Genomic DNA, 19,900 nt, shown 5'->3' with positions numbered 1-19,900 from the left:
CAATTCTACCGGCAACAAAAGAGAGCACCATGTTCAAAATCCACCAAATCCCGGCTTTGGAGACCAATTATGCGCTCATTCTTGAGTGCACAAATACCGGCGAAGTCGCCCTTATCGACGCGCCAGAACCGGGGCCAATTGTGGACGCCTGCGCAAAACTGAACTTGGTGCCCACAAAGATCTTTGTCACCCATCACCATTGGGACCATACCGACGGCATCGCCCCATTGCGCGAACATTACGATTTTGTGGTATACGGCCCCGCCGCAGAAGCATCGCAAATTGAAGGTTTGGATAAGAAAGTGAACCCGAATGATGGCCTGAAATTTGGTGCGGGCACGCTGAAGGCGATTGCCACGCCGGGGCACACTTCTGGGCACATCGCCTATTATCTTGAAGAACAACCGACCCTATTTGCTGGCGACGCTCTGTTTTCTCTTGGCTGCGGCAGAATGTTTGATGGTCCACCTGGGCAGATGTGGGAAGGCCTAAAACGCCTACGCACCCTGCCCGATGAAACAGCACTTTATTGCGGGCATGAATATACCGCCTCCAACGCTGCATTCGCTAAATCCGTCGATCCTAACAACCAAGTGTTGATTGAGCGCATGCAAGAAATCGACAATCAACTCAAAGCGGATCAGCCCACTTTGCCAACCCGTTTAGGCATCGAGAAACAGGCCAATCCATTTTTGCGCGCAGATGAACCTAACATCGCGAAATCTCAGAATTTGGATGGAACTGACCCGGTGAAAACCTTCGCATCTCTAAGAAAAGCCAAGGATCAGTTTTAACCATTATCCCGAATTCAGGGGTTAAAAGTTAACAAAACCTTTATTTTTGGCACGCTCATTGCAATATAATGGGTGTGAGCCATCCAAATTGTATCATTTTGAAACAACGGCTCGCTTTTAAGCGGAGTGTGCCATGAGTTCGAACCAAAACGAAACAAGCCGGGTCAATTCGGAACAAAACTTGCCAGTGGCCTTGGAGCCAGCTGTGCGCCGCACACGCTTTTTCAACGCCAACTATCGCCCAGATGCATCCTTTGTCACCCAAGTGATCGCTGCGAAGTCAAACATTGCAACCTATCGCCAAAAGCGTCGCGGCAGCCCAATTGATGCCCAAAGCGCCTACGCGCAAAACGACCAACGCAAAATTGTGCGCATGCCTGCAGGCTACCTGCGGACCTTGGACGCCTAGATAAGCACGCCGCTTATACAGCTTGTTCGGCCAACTACTATTCAGTGGCCGCCAAAATTAACGTCGCGCGATGCGGAACGAATTGAGACGGAGAAACCCGCAATTAGATCGACCAGCGACATCGCCATGCACGTAAAGAACAAGGATGTTGCAGCAGCTGGCACCAGTAAGAACTCGACCAGATAAGCAATGAACACAATGGTTGAGAGCATATGGTCCATGATGGACGCATTGCCAACCTTCGTTGATTTCAACACCTCAATGAACAATAAAACCAGCGCGAACACGACCAACAGGTCACCAACGCTCATCGTCCAAACCGCGCCTGAAACCATGTCTAATGACATGACCGGGGAAGCCCATCCGTTGGATTTGTCGCCAACAACATCAAATGCCACCAAATTGTAGATTAACAGTGGCAGAGCAAGCAGCGGGATTTTCCAGATCATAGGACCGTCCTTTGAGGGTTCAATGTGAACCCATCATTTCCCTATTTGCCATTTGAGGCAAGGCGAACCACACGACAACAAAAAAAAGCCGCCTCGAAAACGAGACGGCTTTAAAAATGTCATAGAACTGAAAGTAAGCCTTACGCTTCTTTCGCGTTCAAGATCTGGCGACCACGATACATGCCAGACTTCAAGTCAACATGGTGCGGACGACGCAATTCGCCGCTATCCTTGTCTTCAACATATGTTGGGTTTTTCAACGCATCAGTAGAGCGACGAAATCCGCGCTTCATACGAGATATTTTACTTTTAGGTACTGCCATTTAATCTCTCCATTCAACAAAAACGCCCCGCACCATTTTCCAACGTTGGGGCCGTTCAAGCATCAAATTCTTGTCTGTTGGGCGGCTATATACGCTCTTTATGCCGGATTGGCCAGTAAAAAATGCCAATTTGGCAGTTGTTGAAAACCAACTCAATCACAGCTAGAACCAACAAGTCAATTTAGTCGCCCAAATGCCCTATCGAAAGCCCAAACATGTCTCTAGATGACGCCGTGAAATCTTGCGCCCAAGCCGTCGAACAGTTTCTTGATCAAGAGCTGAGCGCCAACGGATTGTCTGCGCCCTACCAAGCGCCAGAGCGGTTGGTTGCGGCCGTGCGTCACGGTGCGTTAAACGGTGGCAAACGTTTACGGCCGCTGCTCCTCAAACTAAGCGCAGATTTGATCGGTGAGACCAATGGCGATCTTATTCGCGCAGGCGCAGCAATTGAATATGTTCATTGCTACTCGCTCGTGCACGACGATCTGCCCGACATGGATGACGATGAATTGCGGCGCGGCAAACCAACCGTGCATGTAGCTTACGACCCCGCCACCGCGATCCTTGCAGGTGATAGCTTACTCACCCATGCATTTGGACTTTTGGCAGACCAAAAAACACACCCGGAAGCCCATACCCGCACATCGCTTATCACCGAACTCGTGCAAGGGGCCGGCGTTGGCGGCATGGCGGGCGGGCAAATGCGCGACATTGAAGGCGAACGCCAGGGCTACGATCCTAACGCTATTTCCCTAATCCACGCCATGAAAACCGGCGCGCTGATCCGCGCTTCCGTGCGCATGGGGGCAATCATGGCACAAGCGAATGAGGTGCAGGTTTCAGTGCTGACCGAGTTCGCCGAAGCCGCTGGACGAATCTATCAATTGTCCGATGACATTTTGGACGCAACAAAATCGTCAGAACAATTGGGCAAAACAGCTGGCAAAGACGAAGCACAAGGCAAGTCCACGCTTATTGCGTCCCACGGATTGGACCATGCCCGGCGGGTACTCAATACTGAACTGCAAGGTGCACTTGCGCATTTAGAAATGTTCGGCACCCGCGCCCAATTGATGAATGAGTTGGTGACCCATTTCGCCCGGCGAGAAGCTTAGGCCGCCAAGCGGTTCTCAACCACTATTTTAATCTTATCCCGCAGAGCTCCGAAATCACCCACCAAATCGTCCCTCAATATATTCTGCCACCATCAGTTTAAACTGATCTGCAATATCTTCTCCGCGCAGGGTTTTTGCTTTTTCACCATCGATGAAAACGGGCGCTGCAGGTGTCTCGCCGGTGCCGGGTAAGGAAATGCCGATATCGGCATGTTTACTTTCACCCGGGCCATTTACAATACAGCCCATCACCGCAACGCTCATGCTTTCAACACCGGGGTATTTTTCCCGCCAGATCGGCATTGACGTGTTCAAATGGTCTTGAATATCTTTTGCCAATTGCTGAAAAACAGTTGATGTGGTGCGCCCGCACCCCGGACATGCGGTAACAACCGGCAAGAACTGGCGAAAGCCCATGGTTTGTAGCAATTGCTGCGCCACTTCTACTTCAAGCGTGCGGTCACCATCGGGTTCTGGGGTAAGCGAAATGCGGATTGTATCGCCAATGCCTTGTTGCAATAAGATGCCCAAGGCAGCCGAAGACGCAACAATGCCTTTTGCGCCCATGCCCGCTTCGGTTAGTCCCAAATGCAGCGCATAATCGCAACGGGCAGCAAGGTCTGCATAAACATCGATAAGGTGCTGAACGTTTGACACTTTGGTGGAGAGGATAATCTTATCCCGGCCCATGCCAAGCGCTTCGGCCCGTTCAGCAGAAAGGATTGCAGATTGAATAATCGCCTCGCGTTGAACCCGCGCGGCGCTCCAAGGCGAACCATTGGCCGAGTTTTCATCCATCAATTTGGTCAGCAATTCCTGGTCAAGCGACCCCCAATTGACCCCGATGCGCACCGGTTTATCGTACCGGTTGGCAATCTCGACCATTTGCGAAAATTGCGTGTCGCGTTTGGCCTTAAATCCAACATTACCCGGGTTAATCCGATATTTTGCAAGCGCTTCAGCACATGCCGGATGGTCCGCCAAGAGCTTATGGCCAATATAGTGGAAATCCCCCACCAACGGCACATCAATGCCCTTGAGCATCAACCGGTCGCGAATATGGGGCACAGCGGCGGCGGCTTCATCGCGATCTACAGTAATGCGGACAATTTCAGATCCCGCTTGAGCCAAATCAGCGACTTGCGCCACTGTCTTTTTAATATCAGCGGTATCCGTGTTGGTCATAGATTGCACAACAATTGGCGCATCGCCGCCAACCTGCACATTGCCAACCATTACTCCAACTGAATTTCTGCGCTCGATCGGACCCGACATAGACATCTCCTTATGTGCCTCAAGCATATAAGCTCAATATCGCATCGGCGCAACAAAAGCACGACGGCTTGAAAACGTGACCAAATGACCTATCTCTTATGCATGTAGGTCAAGTGCCCACGCTTGAACGATGAGGGAGGAATCACAAAATGATTGTAAAGCGCATTATTCAGTTTCGACGTGAAATCGTAACTTTGTGGCATGCCTTCTGGCACCCGGTCACGCCGACTTATTTAAAAGTGCTGACCCTTCTCACCGTTGCCTATGTGATCAGCCCGCTCGACCTAATAACTGACCTAATTCCGGTTTTAGGCTGGGTAGATGATATCGTGATCGTCTCGTTTGCGGTTTCTTGGATCGTATCGCGATTGCCAAGTATAACAACATATTACCCGCAAAATGAAGAAACTGAGACTGTGGCCAATCAAAAAGTCATCGACGGCAAAGTTCGCCGCCGATAGAGATTTTTCATATGTAGGTTCGTCTAACCTTCAAACCGCACCAGCAAGTCTTTCGCGTCGATTTGATTACCCGGCTGCACATGTACTTCAGCAACAACGCCATCAGCCTCTGCGTGAATGGCTGTCTCCATTTTCATCGCTTCAATGGAAAGCAGCACATCACCAGCCGTCACTTCTTGGCCCGGCTTAACCGCTAGGGTTGAAACAACGCCCGGCATTGGTGCACCGACATGCAATATATTACCAATTTCAGCTTTTGGCCGCACCACAATCTCGCTGGCCATTGAGCGGTCTGGTACAGACACCGAACGCGGCTGACCGTTCAATTCGAAGAACACGCGCACCATGCCTTTTTCGTTTGGCTTTGATTGCCCGACCAACTGAACAACCATGGTCTTGCCTTTTGCCAAGTCCACCAATACCTCGTCGCCTGCTTCCAACCCATAAAAATAAACAGGGGTCGGCAGCACGGAAGTTGGTCCATAAGTGTCTTGTGCAGACATATATTCAACAAAGACCTTCGGGTACATCAAGTAAGAAGCCAGTTGGAAATCATCGATTGGATGCCCAACCAATTCTTCCGCTTCTTTTCGTTTTGCTTCCAAATCCACAGGCTCAAGATAAGCGCCCGGGCGCTTGGCCATCGCTTGCTTGCCCTTAAGCACTTTGGCTTGCAACTCTTTCGGGAAACCGCCCGGAGGCTGACCCAAATCGCCAGCAAAGAACCCAACCACTGATTCTGGGAACGCCACCTCGCGTGAAGGATCTTCAACATCGGCACGGTTCAGCCCGGATGAGACCATTGATAGCGCCATATCGCCAACAACTTTTGAGGACGGGGTCACTTTCACGATGTCGCCAAACATTTGGTTCACGTCCGCATAGGTTTGCGCGACTTCATGCCAACGGGATTCTAAGCCCAATGAACGCGCTTGTTCTTTAAGGTTAGTGAACTGCCCGCCGGGCATCTCATGCAGATAAACTTCAGAAGCACCCGAACGCAGATCGCTTTCAAATGCCCGATATTGTGTGCGCACGGCTTCCCAATAAAACGAGATTTCCCGGATGGTTTTCGCGTCCAATTCAGGGTCGCGCTCCGTGCCGCGCAATGCCGCAACCAGCGAGCCCAAACAAGGCTGTGACGTGGTGCCCGAAAACGCATCCATTGCCGCGTCCACCGCATCAACACCTGCATCAACCGCTGCCAACACTGTGGCAGACGCCGCGCCCGACGTATCGTGGGTATGGAAGTGGATGGGCATGCCAACCTCTTCCTTCAAGGTCGAAATTAGCTTTTTCGCCGCAGCTGGTTTCAGCAAACCGGCCATATCTTTTAGACCAAGGACATGAGCGCCCGCGGCTTCAAGCTCTTTGGCCAAACCAACATAATATTTCAGATCATACTTAGCGCGATCTGGGTCCAACATGTCCCCGGTATAACAGATCACACCTTCACAGATTTTGTTGGCTTCGATCACCGCATCCATAGAGACGCGCATATTTTCCACCCAGTTCAAACAATCAAACACCCGGAAAATATCGATCCCACCTTTGGCCGCTTGCTGAACAAAATATTTGACCACATTGTCCGAATAGTTGGTGTATCCAACCCCGTTCGAACCACGCAGCAGCATCTGCGTCAAAATGTTTGGTGCTTCTTCGCGAATGGTCGCCAAGCGCTCCCATGGGTCTTCGGTCAAGAACCGCATAGACACATCAAATGTTGCGCCGCCCCAGCATTCCAGCGAAAGGAGATTCGGCATGCCATGTGAATAGGCCTTAGCAATTTTTACAATATCATGGGTCCGCATACGCGTGGCCAAGAGGCTTTGATGCCCGTCGCGCATAGTCGTGTCTGTGAATAAGACACGCTTTTGTGCCTTCATCCAATTCGCCAGCCCCGCTGGCCCCTCGCGCTCAAGAATTTGGCGTGAGCCTTCAAGGACGGTGGGTGGCTCAAACACAGGCACTTTAGGTGCTGCAGCGTCTACTGGCGGCAAGGGTCGGTTTTTAACTTCTGGATGTTCATTGACCGACACGTCAGCCACATAGGTCAACAGTTTGGTTGCCCGGTCCCGGCGTTTTGGGAAATCAAATAGCTCTGGCGTATTATCGATAAAGCGCGTCGTGTAGCTATTGTCCAAGAATTTCGGATGGGTAATAATGTTTTCCAAGAAGTTCAGGTTGGTGGTCACCCCCCGAATTCTAAACTCACGCAGTGCCCGGTCCATCCGTGCGATGGCTTCTTCGGGGCTTTGCGCCCAGCAGGTCACTTTCTCTAGCAATGGGTCATAATAGCGGGTAATCACCGCGCCTGAATATGCAGTTCCCCCGTCAAGCCGTACGCCAAAACCGGTCGCGCCGCGATAGGCGGTGATGCGGCCGTAATCTGGAATAAAGTTCTCTTCTGGATCTTCCGTCGTTACCCGACATTGCAGCGCATGGCCATTCAGCCTGATGTCTTTTTGTGCTGGAACACCGCACTTTTCATCGCCAATTTTATTGCCTTCTGAAATCCGAATTTGAGCTTTGACAATATCAATGCCGGTCACTTCTTCGGTTACAGTATGTTCCACTTGAATGCGTGGGTTCACTTCGATGAAATAAAATTCATCACTATCCGCATCCATCAAAAACTCAACCGTGCCCGCACCCCGATAACCGGTAGCCGACCCAAGCTGGATCGCTGCACCGGTAAGGGCTTCACGCACCTCTTCGCTCAGATATGGCGCTGGCGCACGCTCAACAACTTTTTGGTTGCGCCGTTGTACCGAACAATCACGCTCAAACAGGTGCACCAAATTACCATGGCTATCGCCAATCAACTGCACCTCAACGTGCCGAGCGCGTTCCACCAGCTTTTCAAAATACATTTCGTCTTTGCCGAAGGCTGCTTTACTTTCGCGCTTGGCTTCAGGCACTTCAGCACGAACCGCAGCTTCATCGCGAATGGTCCGCATACCACGGCCACCGCCGCCCCAGCTGGCTTTAAGCATCAGCGGATAGCCCACCTCTGCCGCCATGCGCACAACTTCTTCCATGTCATCTGGAAGTGGCGTTGTGGCCGGCACAACTGGAACGCCACTTTCAACCGCAATATTACGCGCTGCAACTTTATTGCCCAACGCCCGCATTGTCTCAGCTTTTGGCCCAATAAAGATGATCCCTGCTTCTTCGCAGGCATCAACAAATTCTGGACTTTCAGACAGCAAACCATAGCCAGGGTGAATGGCGTCAGCACCGGAAAGTTTGGCGATGCGGATATATTCATCAATCTGCAAATAGGCTTCAACCGGGCCTAGGCCTTGTCCAATCAAATAGGCCTCGTCTGCCTTAAATCGATGTAACGCTAACTTGTCTTCTTCTGCAAAAACGGCAACGGTTTTAATACCCATTTCATTTGCAGCGCGGAACACGCGGATGGCAATTTCACTTCGATTGGCGACGAGGATTTTCTTGATCTTCATGGACAGATTGATCCTTTTATTTCTTCGCTATTGGCAAGATTTGCACGCCCAAAAATGGCGCATTTTCTACTTATCTAATTTCAACCTATTCGCTCAAATGGCCAGCAAGATGACTGACATCATAGCCTGCATTCGCGGCGGCTGAGATAATCTCTTGGGCATCCAATTTCCCTGCTTGGCTGAGTGCCCAAAGTGTTGTTGAACGCGTACCCGAACGACAATAGGCAAGCACAGGTTCACCAGAAGCCAAAACGTCTCGCGTTTGGGCCACCATTTCTTCAGAAATGCCCTCGCGGCCCATTGGAATTTCAACAAACTTCAGCCCATGTTCCAGCGCGGCGGCTTTCACTTGATCTGATGAAGGTTGGTCATATGCTTCCCCATCGGGGCGATTATTGATGATGGTTTTAAAGCCCGCTTGCTTGATTGCAGCGACGTCCTCAACTGCAATTTGCGGGCTAACACTCACCTGATCATTGATCTTTTTCAGTTCCATCAAGAAGGTCCTTTTAAGGGGTGCGCCAGTTATTTACGGGTTTATAGGCGTCAAATTCCGCCTTTAGCAAGCATCACCAGCACCAAAAACCACTAGCCAGAAGAAATAAAGTTGCAAATTAGTCTAACATCGCAAAAAACCCGCGCCTGCTGGGCAAAATTGCACAAATTTTGTGCAGTATTGCGCAGCAAAATTTAACGGATCTGGATTGCGGCGGTCAATTCCAGCAGCTAAAATGGGCAAATGAACAAGCACTTACTTGCCATCGATCAAGGCACAACGTCCACCCGCACCGTTATTTATGACCTCCAGCTCACAGCGCTTGGCGCGAGCCAAATGGAGTTCGACCAGCACTTTCCAGATGATGGTTGGGTTGAGCACGATGCAAATCAAATTTGGCAAACAGTGCAACAAACCATCGCTGGCGCACTAAGTGACACAAAACTTTCAGCTGGCGAAATTGCTGGCATTGGCATCACCAACCAACGCGAAACAATTGTCATTTGGGACCGTGCCACGGGTGAGCCAATCCATAATGCAATTGTTTGGCAAGATCGCCGAACGGCTGCCCATTGTGCGCAGCTTAAAGGGCTGGGACACGAAAAAACTGTAACCGAGAAAACCGGACTGCTGCTTGATCCCTATTTTTCCGGCACCAAGATCAATTGGCTACTGAACAATGTGCCCAATGCGCGAGAGCGGGCAGAACGTGGAGAACTGCTTGCTGGCACCATTGATACCTGGCTGATTTACAAACTGACTGGTGGGCAAGCACACGTCACCGACGCAACTAATGCCGCAAGAACATTGCTCTACAACATCCATACCGGCCAATGGGATGATGCGCTTTTGGACCTTTTTGAAGTGCCTGCATCTTTGTTGCCCAAGGTCAAAGATTGTGCTGCCGATTTTGGCACAACCGATCCAGCCATTTTCGGAGCGGCTGTTCCAATTGCCGGGGTGGCAGGGGATCAACATGCAGCCTCCATCGGCCAAGCATGTTTTGAAAAAGGCATGGTGAAGTCAACTTATGGCACCGGCTGTTTCGCGATGATGAATGTTGGAGAAAAACCACTTCCCTCGTCGAACCGGCTTTTGTCGACCATTTGCTACCAGTTGGACGGTAAACCTACTTATGCGTTAGAGGGCTCAATCTACATTGCGGGCGCGGCTGTTCAATGGCTGCGCGACGGTTTGCAGATCATTGAAGATGCAAGCCAGTGCGATAGGATGGCCCAAGCGGCTGACCCAAACCAACATGTCTATTTGGTGCCCGGTTTTGTGGGGCTCGGTGCGCCCTATTGGGATTCTGAAGCACGTGGTGCCATTTATGGCCTGACCCGCGGGACCGGACCAAATGAATTCGTCAAAGCAACATTGGAAGCTGTTGGATATCAAACCCGAGATCTCTTAAACGCCATGAACGCCGATTTTGGCGGCAAAATCGAAAAGATCCGCGTTGATGGCGGCATGACCGCATCCAACTGGACCATGCAATTTTTGGCAGACATTTGCCAAACCCCCGTTGATCGCCCGCAATATTTGGAAACCACCGCCAAAGGCGCGGCCTATTTGGCTGGTTTGCACTTGGGCGTTTGCCCACCACCAGAAGAAATGATGGAAAGTTGGGATTTAGACTGTCAGTTCAACCCTGAGCAAGACGCAAACTGGGCTGATGAAAAATATGCAGGCTGGCAAGATGCGATAGAGCGGACTTTGGTCAAAGTTTAGGGTCTGGACTCAATTTGAAGACCCTAGATAGAACTAAGCTCTTCGGGCATAATCAGTGCAAAAAGCGGTAAGCCGGCATCGCCAATGGCATCCACTGCCTGTTGATCCCGTGCGATCACCAACACGACGCCAACAATTTGGGCGCCAGCTTGTTCCAATTCTTTGGCCGATATCAAAATCTGCCCACCTGTTGTCGTAACGTCCTCAACAATCAGCACACGTTTATTGTTGATCTCTGGCCCCTCAGAAATCCGCTCCGTGCCGTAAGATTTTGCTTTCTTACGCACAAAACAAACGGGCTTTTCCATTTCCAAGGAAAGAGCCGTGGAAATTGGGATGCCGCCCATCTCCAACCCGGCCAAAACGTCAAAATCCAAGTCTGGCACACCGTCCAATGTCTTAGCCAAGCGCTTGGCGATATCTCGTAATATGTCCGGTTGACCCTCAAACTGGTACTTATCAAAATATGTATCAACCACCATGCCAGACCGGGTCGTGAACTCCCCGGTTAGCTTGCAAGCGTCGATTATGCGCTTCTTTAGTTCAGGCAGAGGGCACTCCATTAACCGCAGCAACCACTACACCGGCGCACTATGCCGCGCCAAAGCTCTAATCACTTGCTTGGCCGTAATTTTGCCAATGATTTTGTCATTATCGTCAGACACGCCGACCCAATCATGCTCGGCAAATAGCGGCAAAACATCTTCACAAACGGCACTCGCCCGAACATGATGATCACATGGGCCAAAATCACCCGCTTCCATGATCGTGTTCACATGGATAGCCCTTGCGCGGTTCACGTCGGCTACAAACTCAACCACATGTGCATTTGCCGGATTGAGTACGATTTCTTCAGGTCGTCCCGATTGAATTACCGCGCCATCTTGCAGCACTGTTACTTGGTCGCCAATCTTAAGCGCTTCGTCAAAATCATGGGTGATGAACAAAATTGTCTTGTTCAAGTCTTTTTGTAGCGCCAACAACTCATCTTGCATGCCCGAACGGATAAGCGGATCGAGCGCCGAAAAAGCCTCGTCCATCAGCAATATATCAACATCCATCGCAAGGGCCCGCGCAAGGCCGACTCGCTGCTGCTGTCCGCCGGAAAGTTGGTGTGGCCGGGAGTTCTCATAACCCTCCAGCCCAACTTTTGCGATCCACTCTTCAGCGGTATTTAGGCGTCCTGGTTTGGCAACGCCACGAACTTCAAGTCCATAGGCCACATTGTCGATCACCGACCGGTGGGGCAGTAAACCAAATTTTTGAAACACCATTGCAATTTCAGTGCGCCGGAACGAGCGCAATTGCGCCATATCCATCTCCAGCACCTGTTTGCCATTTACTTCAATGGTACCGGCGGTTGGATCAATAAGGCGATTTACGTGCCGGATAAGGGTGGATTTACCGGAACCGGACAGCCCCATGACGACGTGAAGTTGGCCTTCACCAACGTCCAAATCAACATTGTTGAGACCGATCACATGGCCGGTTTCAGCCTGCAAATCATCTTTAGATGCACCCTCGCGCAATGCTTTTAGAACATCGTTTGGACGCGGGCCGAAGACCTTGGTTACACCGCGCATTTTGATTGTACGATCAGCCATTATGCACGCTCCACATCAACACCAATTTGGGCTTGAAGCTGTTTGCCAAACGCTTGTGTGATCCGGTCGAACACAATTGCCAACACAACAATTCCGAGACCTGCCAGCACACCGCGTGATACTTCTAGACGGCCAATACCTTGCAACACTTGATAGCCAAGTCCGCCTGCGCCAATCATTGAAGCGATCACGACCATCGCCAATGCCATCATGGTTGTTTGGTTGATCCCCGCCAATATCGTTGGCAGGGCCAATGGAATTTGAACACCAAACAATTTCTGTCGTGGACTTGCCCCAAATGCCTGACTGGCTTCCATAATTTGCGGGTCAACCATGCGGATACCCAAATCTGTCAGCCGCACCAATGGCGGTGCGGCATAAACAATGGTCGCCAAAAGTGCCGGGATTTTGCCAGGGCCAAAAATCATCACCGTTGGGATCAGATATACAAAACTTGGCATTGTCTGCATCAAATCCAATATCGGGGTCACGATTTTGCGCATTAATGCCGAACGGGCCAGCACGATGCCCAAAGGGATGGAAAAGATAATCGCTGTTACGGTGGCCGCAATCATCAACGCCATGGTCTTAATCGCATCTTCCCACAACCCCATGATCCCAAGGAACAATGTGGAAATCAGCACAACCAAGGGCAATGGCCAGTTCCGGGTCGCCAAATAGGCAAGGAGGGTGAAAAAACCAATAATGATCCACCACGGGGTATGCAACAAGCCAAATTCGATGCCGTTCAGCAACCACAGGAGCGGTGCTGCCGCTGCTTCAAACTGGTCTCCCCAATTGGCGACGATCCAATCGAGCCCATTATCCATCCACGCCCGCAACGGCCGCGTTTCAAAAATCTCTGGAAACATATTCCCCCGCAAAGACAAAAAAGGACCGAGAAATTCCCGGTCCTTTTAACAATCAAATAGGCTCGCCTTAGTTCAAGCTTGCTTTAACAGCTGCTGCAACGTCTGCATCAACCCAATTCATCCATACGGACTCACTGTTTTTCAAGAAGTTCTCAGCGGTTTCTTCAGCTGATGCTTTGTTTTCAGCACCCCAAGAAAGCAATGCACTCACTTCAACATTGGTCAATGATGCTTTTGAAATATACTCTGCAACCATTGGCGCTTCTTCAGGCAACCAAGCGGCTACGCCCTTAATAACAGGCGGTGTTGGCCAATCGGTTTTGCCTGGATTTGCACAATCGGGTGTACCATTACACTGGAATGCAACAGGGTCATGCTCAGGCATACCCAACTTAACCATATCATATTTACCCATCAAGCTTGTGGGGCCCCAATAATAAAATACAATTGGTTCTTGCTTAACAAATGCCCTTGCAATCGACGCGTCCAAATTGCCGCCCGAACCAGGTGAGAAGATGTTGAAGCTGTCATTTAGGCCATAGGCTTTGAACAGATTGGCGTTCATAATTTCACAGGTCCAGCCTGGAGGGCACGAGTAAAATCGACCTTTTGAACCGTCCTCTGGATCCGTAAAGAGCTCTTTGTGCGCAACCAAATCTTCAACCATTTTTAGGTCAGGATTAGCATCTGCAACATATTTAGGGATCCACCAACCTTCTACCGCGCCGTCAGAAATCGCTGGCCCAAGGCTCGCCACTGTGCCTTCAGCTTCGCCCTTCGACCAAATTTCAACAATGGAACCCGTCCAAAGTTCTGGCGCAAATGCAGGTTTTCCTTTGGCTAGCATTGAAGTTGATGTTGGCACAGAGTCCCCGGCAACAATCTCAACGTCGCAACCATAGCCTGCACCTAAAATCTTGGCGTGTATATGCGCTAACGCTGCTGCAGATGCCCATGACATCTCCGCAATGTCGATTTTTTTGTCGGTGTCACATGTCGCCGCAACAGCCGCAGGTGCGAATCCAAGTGCACCGACAACCAGCGCTGCTCCTGCAACGAATTTTGAAAATTTATTAGTCACACGCATTCTCCCTAATAGTTCAGCGTTTGGCCGGAGCATAATCAGGCAAAACTAATGCGTCAAATAATTTTCGCAAACAAAATTTTGCGAACAAAACGGGAAAGTAACGGCAATACTGCGAATTTGTATTAATTAAATATATCTCATGTATTTAACATCCATACAATCTGATAAAGCTTGTATTCAGAAATTGTAAATTTTGTTTATTTGATGTTTGGGTATCGCTAGATATTTACTTTAGTAATTCATGAAATATACTTATATCGCTATTCCACCCAACTATTCCAACTCGTGTCATAACTTGCATAAAAATGATCTGCGACAGCTTGTGCAGACGCATTATTTTCAACCTGCCAGGCCAACAAAGAATTCATAATAGTAATCGGCATCACTGCTTTTCGGGAATAAGGCAACAATTCCGGTGCATCTCCGCGCACCCAATCTGCCAGAACTATTTTAACTTGTTCCTCGACAAAGTTACTCCGAACTAATTGCAAACATTCAGCCCGACCAAGACAAGGATATGCACTATTGTCATAAATCCCGAGGTCAATTTGGACCAAATCAAGCTCATTTAGCATAGCGTTTGGTTGCCAATAGTAAAATACACTCGGCGAATTCTTCGAAAGTGCCTGACCGATCAATTGGTCCATCATCAACCGGTCCGTCGGTTCAATAATATTGAACGTATCAAATAGTCCCAGCGCTTTGAGCATATTACGGTTCAGAATCGCGCAACCCCATTCTCTGGGGCAAGAAATAAAGTCAGGTTTGCTGTCGAGCTGATACAGCTCTTGAAGTTCCTTCAAATTCTCAGCGTTTTTCAATCGCGGAAAATCTGCAACCAGCTTCGCTGCGGAAAACCAGCCTTCGAGCGTTGAACGATCAAAGCTATTGCCCGCGCCAAACCCGGCCCGAGCCTCTTGCACTTGGTTCCAGCGTTCGGTGGCGTGGGTAATCCATAATTCTGGAATAAATGCAGGGGTTTGTGCTGTCTTAAGCGTGGTCACAGCGCTATCGATATCCATCAGTGCGACCTTGGTCTTGCAATTTAGATGGTCTGCAATCAAACGGGCATGGACATGGGCGAGAATGGATGCGGAAGGCCACTGCAGATCTGCAATAACAATTTCTTTGCCGCTGCAACCTGTGCCGGCGGATTGATCCTGGGCAAAGCCTGAACCAGCTCCAACCAGGCCAAATAACACAATTGATATGAGCGCACGCACTTTTAACAAGACCGACCAACCAAACATGGAAATATGACTTCTCTTCTTCTTAATTGATCGTTTTTCGATTGTCGGGCAATCAATGCTAAGCAAATGAATTAACTTTGGATTGTCAGATCGCTTGTCACCGCGCCCAAACTTAACCAACAATGACATAAAGCTGCATGATCTTTGGTAAATTTGCATCAAAATGGGTGACTCTTTTTCCAAAATGCGTATTGTTGAGATTAGGCGGGGGAGGAAAACGACCTCGCATGAACCTAATGTCGCCAGAATAGTCTGGCAAATAATTTAGGTCAAAAAAACTAGAAGACGAACTAGTCAGAGGGAAATTATGCGTCATTTAAAAACAGCACTTACAGCCGCAGTGGCAGCAACATCACTTAGCGTTGCATCACCTGCAATGGCTGAAGGCGTAAATATCGGCATTATGTTCGGTTTTACGGGTCCACTTGAAACATTGTCACCCCCAATGGGTGATGCTGCAAAACTTGCTATTCAGCATATTAATGAGCAAGGCGGCATTCTCGGCAGCGAAGCAAAATTCACCATCGGTGATTCGACTTGTGCCGATGCAACCGCAGCTGCAAACACGGCTGATCGCTTGATCAACGCTGATGGCGTACACGCCATTGTTGGTGCCATGTGTTCAGGTGCAACAATTTCAGCTGCTAACACTGCTGCAATCCCAGCTGGCGTTGTGATGGTTTCTCCATCAGCTTCTTCACCAGCGGTTACCACTGTGGAAGACAATGATCTATTGTTCCGCGCCGGCCCATCAGACAGCTACCAAGGTGAAGTTGTAGCGCGTTTGTTGCTTGCTAAAGGCATCAACGACATCGCCATTTCATATGTGAACAACGACTATGGTAAAGGCTTCGCCGACGCATTGGCCGCAGCTTACACTGCAGGCGGTGGCGATGTGACCGTTAACGAAGCACACGAAGAAGGCAAATCAGACTATCGCGCTGAATTGGGTTCTTTGGCTGCTGGCGGCTCACCAAACCTGGTTGTATTGGCTTATGCTTCTGGTTCAGGCCAAACAATGCTTCGTCAGGCCATCGAGTCTGGTGACTTTGAAGTATATTTCGGTGGTGACGGCATGATCGCTGATGACCTACTAACAGGTATCGATGCATCATCTGTTGAAGGCATGATTGGCACACGTCAGGGCCGTGCAGATTCAGCTGGTACACAAGTGTATGCTGATCTTGCTACTGCTGCTGGTCAAGACCCGATTGCTGCCTTTGGCGCGCAATCATACGATGCGGCCTTTATGCTTGCTCTTGCGTTTGAAAAGCATGGTTCAACTGACCGTGAAGGCTTGAACAAAGCACTTCGTGAAGTTGCAACTGCCCCAGGTGAAGTCATTGTTCCAGGCGAGTGGGAAAAAGCTAAAAAGCTTATCGCTGAAGGCAAAGACATCAACTATGAAGGCGGCGGCGGCAGCCACGAATTCGACGCAGCTGGCGACGTTGCTGGCGTAATCGTTGAAATGGTTGTTAAAGGCGGCACTTGGGTTGAACTCGGCCAAGCCGAATAATCGAACAAGTCGCTTTAACGCGAACAACAACATTAGGCCCGGTGCACCCGCATCGGGTCTTTTTTATGGCGCGAAATTCAGCTAATGTCGGCTCATGTCATATGATCCAACCACATTTAAATTCTACGCTGAAAATGCTGATGAATACGCTGCCAAAAGAACCCAACCGTCCAAAACGCTGGCCCACTTTGTCAGTCAAATTCCAGAAGGTGGTCGCATACTTGAACTTGGATGCGGGGCGGGTTTAGAATCTGCTCATATGCTAGAAAGCGGTTTTGATATCACCGCCACCGAAGGCAACCCAGCACTTGCAAAACACGCCATTGAGCGACTTGGTGATCGCGCCAAGGTGATGTTGTTTGATGAACTAGATGACATACAGCTCTATGATGGCATATGGGCCAATATGTGTTTGCTTCATGCCCCATGGGATCAACTCGACAATATTGTTAAGGCCATCCATCAGGCCCTAAAACCGGGCGGCTTGCTGATGGCGAGCTTTAAAAGTGGTAATGGCGCAGGACGCGATAAGCTGGATCGCTATTACAATTTACCAACTCAGGAAGCCCTTAATCAAAAATTTCAAAGCGCCGCCCCTTGGGCGAGCTTTAATATTTCTGAAGGCAAAGGCGGCATCGGCCACGATGGCACTGCTTATAACGTACTTTGGGTAACGGCGAGAGCTTAAAACTCATACAAAAATGCCGCTCCAGATCAAAGGAGCGGCACTTAAATTTTCAATAAAGACAAACTGATTAATCAGCCTTCTTCTTTACGTACCCGTTCGGGTATCATGCCTTGAGGCGCATAGCGCAGGGCGAACGTAATCACCATCCCCAAAACAAACACGCGCATTTGCAATGCCCGAGATTCAATATCTGGGATCGCACCAATACCCGCCCCATCGGACATCTCACTAATGAATGAGAACAAGATCAACGACGCTGGCTCTGAAATGGTCCAAACAATATAAATGAACACACCGCCAAACAGCGCGCCATAATTGTTCCCCGCGCCACCAACAATAATCATCACCCAAACAATGAATGTATGGTTGATCGGCTGGTAACCGCTTGGGTCCAGGATTTGAACATAGGACGTTAAGATCGCCCCGCCAATTCCCATAAGGATGGCACCCAACACAAAAATTTCCAGTTCGCGTTTCACCACGTCTTTGCCGATTGCACCGGCCGCAACATGATTGTCCCGGATTGCGCGCATCATCCGGCCCCAAGGTCCCTCATATGCGCGTTGCAGGAAGAAGAAGATCACCGCAATAAACAACACCGTAATGGCAAGAAAACCTGAACGTGCCAAAATGATCGCCATGGTTGGATCAGCGATCCCTGATGCGGTAACATCCGCTGGCAATGGTGAAGGCCATGGCACAGGAGAAACGGTCAACGTACCCCTTGTAAGCCAATCCATATTTTTGATCAGGGCGCGAATGATTTCAGAAACACCAATGGTGGCAATCGCGAGATAGTCAGTTCGCAAACCAAGACAAACCTTGCCAATCACATAGGCAACAATGCCGGCCATGATGCCGCCAAAAATCCAGCCAAAGATTGCTGGCAGGCCAAGCCCACCCACAAAGTCGGCTTCAGCTTCAATCAAACGAGCTGCCGGATCGATCTGAGAGCGGTAAACGACATAAGCAACAGCCCATGCAACAACCAACAAAAATCCGCGAAGCTTTTTCAGGCTGCCCGATTTCGGAATTCGAGTTACACCCCAGATCAAAGCACCCCCAGCAATCGCTGCAAGTAGAGCTTTGAACAACATAAATGGTCCTTCAGAAGACCAAAATGCATCATTGAGTGGATAGGAGACAAAGGTAACGGACGCGCCACCCACCATCAAGAAGCCCATCACACCGAAGTTGAACAGGCCCGCATATCCCCATTGCACATTGAGCCCAAGCGCAATCAACGCATAGGCAGAAGCGGTGACCAACAATTGAATTGTTGTCGGGATCTTAAGCCAAACCGCAAGCGCCAAAATTAACACGCCAAGGCCAGCAAACAAAATTGCATCGCGTCTAATCATGATGATGCTCCTTTAAAGATACCCTGCGGACGAACCAGCAAGACAACCACCAAAATCACAAATGCAACCGTCAATTTATATTCGGTTGGCACCAGTGAAAGGTCTTTCGGGAACCAGTCAGGTAAATTGTCGAACCCACGGAACATAATCGACCAGTTAAACACCGCCATTGTTTCTGCAAATCCGATTAAGAACCCACCGGCAATCGCGCCATATGAGTGGCCCAAACCGCCCACAACCGCTGCCGCAAAGATTGGCAACACGATGTTAAAGGCTAGATCCGGCTTCAAAATCACGTCAAGGGCTAGCATCGTGCCCGCCATCGCTGCCAAGCTGCCAGCGATAATCCATGTCGCGCGCACAACTTTGGCTGTGTTGATACCGGATACTTGCGCAAGGCTCGGATTGTCCGCCATTGCCCGCATGCCCTTGCCTGTTCTTGAACGCGTCAAGAAGAAATGCAAAGCAAGCACCGTCAGAATTGTCGTGACAATCACCAGAACTTGCGGCTCGGAAAAGTTGATCGAACGGCGTACGCCCTCAATTGGCAGTTTAAGCCGAAAGAGATCCTTTGTTTCGTTTTCAAAGAAACTGCGTGTGCCTGTGCCCGCGAAAAGACGGATCAGACCCTGCAGCATCAACGTTACCCCGATCGAGGCAATAAGCAGCGTTACTGTTTTCACGCCCTTGGCCCGCAAGGGTTGATAAAATCCTTTATCAATTGCCAAAGCCAAACCAGCGGTAATTGCCATCGCAAACGGCAAAACAATAAAACCTGTTGGCAACGCTGTTTGAATGCCCATGGCCTGAAACACGCCCACCAGCATAAATGAGATAAAGGCACCCAACGTCATCATGTCGCCATGGGCAAAGTGCGCAAAGCGCAAAATGCCAAAGACCAGCGTAACCCCCACAGCCCCGAGCGCGTAAACGGACCCGAGCGTTGCCCCTGAAATGACAACTTTGTTCAAAAAGAAAATAAATTCATTCATTGCGTTAGAT

The 19,900-nt window shown here is 49.8% G+C and carries 19 protein-coding genes; 7 read left to right on the top strand and 12 right to left on the bottom strand.

The window, feature by feature from the left end; translation table 11 throughout:
* Positions 1 to 29 precede the first annotated feature (29 nt).
* Both gloB and AC2D8L_RS12920 read left to right on the top strand, forming a co-directional pair.
* Positions 30 to 794 carry a hydroxyacylglutathione hydrolase gene (gene gloB / locus AC2D8L_RS12925; protein ID WP_484685898.1) on the top strand — a complete coding sequence of 255 codons (765 nt, stop codon included), beginning with the start codon at positions 30 to 32 and terminating at the stop codon, positions 792 to 794.
* 133 nt (positions 795 to 927) lie between these two features.
* Entirely contained in the window at positions 928 to 1,203 is a 276-nt protein-coding gene (locus AC2D8L_RS12920) for a hypothetical protein (protein ID WP_484685897.1), read from the top strand.
* A 41-nt stretch (positions 1,204 to 1,244) separates the two neighbouring features.
* On the opposite strand, the gene AC2D8L_RS12915 is transcribed toward AC2D8L_RS12920, so the two are convergent.
* Positions 1,245 to 1,652 (bottom strand): hypothetical protein, encoded by a 408-nt coding sequence (locus tag AC2D8L_RS12915; protein WP_484685896.1) that lies wholly within the window; start codon positions 1,650 to 1,652, stop codon positions 1,245 to 1,247.
* A 140-nt stretch (positions 1,653 to 1,792) separates the two neighbouring features.
* Positions 1,793 to 1,975 carry a 50S ribosomal protein L32 gene (rpmF, locus tag AC2D8L_RS12910; protein ID WP_484685895.1) on the bottom strand — a complete coding sequence of 61 codons (183 nt, stop codon included), beginning with the start codon at positions 1,973 to 1,975 and terminating at the stop codon, positions 1,793 to 1,795.
* A gap of 215 nt (positions 1,976 to 2,190) precedes the next feature.
* On the opposite strand from rpmF, the gene AC2D8L_RS12905 reads away from it, so the two are divergent.
* Complete coding sequence (locus AC2D8L_RS12905) at positions 2,191 to 3,090, top strand: polyprenyl synthetase family protein (protein ID WP_484685894.1); 900 nt, start codon at positions 2,191 to 2,193, stop codon at positions 3,088 to 3,090.
* A gap of 54 nt (positions 3,091 to 3,144) precedes the next feature.
* Here the strand turns inward: AC2D8L_RS12905 and ispG are convergent, their stop codons facing one another.
* The gene (gene ispG / locus AC2D8L_RS12900; RefSeq protein ID WP_484685893.1) at positions 3,145 to 4,365 is read right to left on the bottom strand and encodes a flavodoxin-dependent (E)-4-hydroxy-3-methylbut-2-enyl-diphosphate synthase; all 1,221 of its coding nucleotides are present in this window, start codon (positions 4,363 to 4,365) and stop codon (positions 3,145 to 3,147) included.
* A gap of 149 nt (positions 4,366 to 4,514) precedes the next feature.
* Here ispG and AC2D8L_RS12895 point away from each other — a divergent pair, with 149 nt between their 5' ends.
* Positions 4,515 to 4,826, top strand: a complete 312-nt coding sequence (locus AC2D8L_RS12895) for a YkvA family protein (RefSeq protein WP_484685892.1) — start codon at positions 4,515 to 4,517, stop codon at positions 4,824 to 4,826.
* Positions 4,827 to 4,849: 23 nt separating this feature from the next.
* On the opposite strand, the gene pyc is transcribed toward AC2D8L_RS12895, so the two are convergent.
* Entirely contained in the window at positions 4,850 to 8,293 is a 3,444-nt protein-coding gene (gene pyc, locus AC2D8L_RS12890) for a pyruvate carboxylase (protein WP_484685891.1), read from the bottom strand.
* Positions 8,294 to 8,378: 85 nt separating this feature from the next.
* The gene (locus AC2D8L_RS12885) at positions 8,379 to 8,789 is read right to left on the bottom strand and encodes a protein tyrosine phosphatase family protein (protein ID WP_484685890.1); all 411 of its coding nucleotides are present in this window, start codon (positions 8,787 to 8,789) and stop codon (positions 8,379 to 8,381) included.
* Between the two features lie 243 nt (positions 8,790 to 9,032).
* Between AC2D8L_RS12885 and glpK the strand changes: the two genes are divergently transcribed.
* Entirely contained in the window at positions 9,033 to 10,520 is a 1,488-nt protein-coding gene (gene glpK, locus AC2D8L_RS12880) for a glycerol kinase GlpK (protein WP_484685889.1), read from the top strand.
* 23 nt (positions 10,521 to 10,543) lie between these two features.
* Here the strand turns inward: glpK and pyrE are convergent, their stop codons facing one another.
* The 5 genes from pyrE to AC2D8L_RS12855 form a co-directional block, all read right to left on the bottom strand.
* Entirely contained in the window at positions 10,544 to 11,083 is a 540-nt protein-coding gene (gene pyrE, locus AC2D8L_RS12875) for an orotate phosphoribosyltransferase (protein ID WP_484685888.1), read from the bottom strand.
* Positions 11,084 to 11,098: 15 nt separating this feature from the next.
* Complete coding sequence (locus tag AC2D8L_RS12870; protein ID WP_484685887.1) at positions 11,099 to 12,124, bottom strand: quaternary amine ABC transporter ATP-binding protein; 1,026 nt, start codon at positions 12,122 to 12,124, stop codon at positions 11,099 to 11,101.
* A complete protein-coding gene (locus tag AC2D8L_RS12865; RefSeq protein WP_484685886.1) occupies positions 12,124 to 12,996 on the bottom strand; it encodes an ABC transporter permease in 873 nt (290 codons plus the stop codon). Before AC2D8L_RS12865 ends, AC2D8L_RS12870 begins: the two co-directional genes overlap by 1 nt.
* Positions 12,997 to 13,063: 67 nt before the next feature.
* On the bottom strand, positions 13,064 to 14,077 hold the full coding sequence (locus AC2D8L_RS12860) for an ABC transporter substrate-binding protein (RefSeq protein WP_484685885.1): 1,014 nt from the start codon (positions 14,075 to 14,077) through the stop codon (positions 13,064 to 13,066).
* A 266-nt stretch (positions 14,078 to 14,343) separates the two neighbouring features.
* A complete protein-coding gene (locus AC2D8L_RS12855) occupies positions 14,344 to 15,462 on the bottom strand; it encodes a glycine betaine ABC transporter substrate-binding protein (RefSeq protein ID WP_484685884.1) in 1,119 nt (372 codons plus the stop codon).
* A 178-nt stretch (positions 15,463 to 15,640) separates the two neighbouring features.
* On the opposite strand from AC2D8L_RS12855, the gene AC2D8L_RS12850 reads away from it, so the two are divergent.
* Together AC2D8L_RS12850 and AC2D8L_RS12845 are read left to right on the top strand one after the other, a co-directional pair.
* Positions 15,641 to 16,849, top strand: a complete 1,209-nt coding sequence (locus AC2D8L_RS12850; RefSeq protein ID WP_484685883.1) for an ABC transporter substrate-binding protein — start codon at positions 15,641 to 15,643, stop codon at positions 16,847 to 16,849.
* Positions 16,850 to 16,943: 94 nt separating this feature from the next.
* Complete coding sequence (locus AC2D8L_RS12845) at positions 16,944 to 17,537, top strand: class I SAM-dependent methyltransferase (RefSeq protein WP_484685882.1); 594 nt, start codon at positions 16,944 to 16,946, stop codon at positions 17,535 to 17,537.
* Positions 17,538 to 17,608: 71 nt separating this feature from the next.
* Here AC2D8L_RS12845 and AC2D8L_RS12840 read toward each other — a convergent pair whose 3' ends face one another.
* Both AC2D8L_RS12840 and AC2D8L_RS12835 read right to left on the bottom strand, forming a co-directional pair.
* Entirely contained in the window at positions 17,609 to 18,898 is a 1,290-nt protein-coding gene (locus AC2D8L_RS12840; protein ID WP_484685881.1) for a branched-chain amino acid ABC transporter permease, read from the bottom strand.
* Positions 18,895 to 19,890, bottom strand: a complete 996-nt coding sequence (locus tag AC2D8L_RS12835) for a branched-chain amino acid ABC transporter permease (protein WP_484685880.1) — start codon at positions 19,888 to 19,890, stop codon at positions 18,895 to 18,897. Before AC2D8L_RS12835 ends, AC2D8L_RS12840 begins: the two co-directional genes overlap by 4 nt.
* Between the last annotated feature and the right edge of the window lie 10 nt (positions 19,891 to 19,900).

The organism is Maritalea sp. YIW29, assembly GCF_057219265.1.
This window is presented reverse-complemented; position numbering and strand designations above follow the sequence as displayed.